Origin of the sequence: Methylobacterium sp. J-092 (assembly GCF_022829325.1) — a bacterium.
Taxonomy (GTDB): Bacteria; Pseudomonadota; Alphaproteobacteria; order Rhizobiales; family Beijerinckiaceae; genus Methylobacterium.
On sequence record NZ_JAKSXU010000225.1, the window covers coordinates 1 to 1,197 of the forward strand.

Genomic DNA, 1,197 nt, shown 5'->3' on the forward strand with positions numbered 1-1,197 from the left:
ACCATGGCCAAAGAGAAGTTTGCCCGCACGAAGCCGCACTGCAACATCGGCACGATCGGTCACGTTGACCACGGCAAGACGTCGCTGACGGCGGCGATCACGAAGGTCCTGGCGGAGTCCGGCGGGGCGACGTTCACGGCCTACGACCAGATCGACAAGGCTCCGGAGGAGAAGGCGCGCGGGATCACGATCTCGACGGCGCACGTGGAGTACGAGACGACGAACCGGCACTACGCGCACGTCGACTGCCCCGGCCACGCCGACTACGTGAAGAACATGATCACGGGCGCGGCGCAGATGGACGGCGCGATCCTGGTGGTGTCGGCGGCCGACGGCCCGATGCCGCAGACCCGCGAGCACATCCTGCTGGCGCGCCAGGTCGGCGTTCCGGCGCTGGTGGTGTTCCTCAACAAGGTCGACCTCGTCGACGACGCCGAGCTGCTCGAGCTCGTCGAGATGGAGGTGCGCGAGCTTCTGTCGAAGTACGACTTCCCCGGCGACGACATCCCGATCACCAAGGGCTCGGCCAAGGTGGCGCTCGACAACGGCGACAAGGCGGTCGGGCACGACGCGGTGCTGGCGCTGATGAAGACGGTGGACGACTACATCCCGCAGCCGGAGCGTCCGATCGACATGCCGTTCCTGATGCCGATCGAGGACGTGTTCTCGATCTCGGGCCGCGGCACGGTGGTGACGGGCCGGGTCGAGCGCGGCATCGTCAAGGTCGGCGAGACGGTGGAGATCGTCGGCATCCGCGACACCCAGACCACGACGGTCACGGGCGTCGAGATGTTCCGCAAGCTGCTCGACCAGGGCCAGGCGGGCGACAACGTCGGCGTGCTGCTGCGCGGCACCAAGCGCGAGGACGTCGAGCGCGGCCAGGTCGTGTGCAAGCCGGGCTCGGTCAAGCCGCACACCAAGTTCAAGGCCGAGGCCTACATCCTGACCAAGGAGGAGGGCGGGCGCCACACGCCGTTCTTCACCAACTACCGGCCGCAGTTCTACTTCCGCACCACCGACGTGACCGGCGTGTGCGTGCTGCCCGAGGGCACCGAGATGGTGATGCCGGGCGACAACGTGACCATGGACGTCACGCTGATCGTGCCGGTGGCCATGGAGGAGAAGCTGCGCTTCGCCATCCGCGAGGGCGGCCGAACCGTCGGCGCCGGCGTCGTCGCCGCCATCAACGCGTAGTCG

At 67.8% G+C, this 1,197-nt stretch carries 1 protein-coding gene; it reads left to right on the plus strand.

Translation table 11 applies throughout. From position 1 onward, the window contains the following. The first annotated feature begins 3 nt into the window (after window positions 1-3). Entirely contained in the window at window positions 4-1,194 is a 1,191-nt protein-coding gene (tuf, locus tag MKK60_RS28045; protein WP_147729937.1) for an elongation factor Tu, read from the plus strand. The last annotated feature ends 3 nt before the right edge of the window (window positions 1,195-1,197 follow it).

Excerpts from the sequence above, each read along its gene's own strand:
- tuf (WP_147729937.1), top strand. The coding sequence starts at position 4 with ATGGCCAAAGAGAAGTTTGCCCGCACGAAGCCGCACTGCAACATCGGC.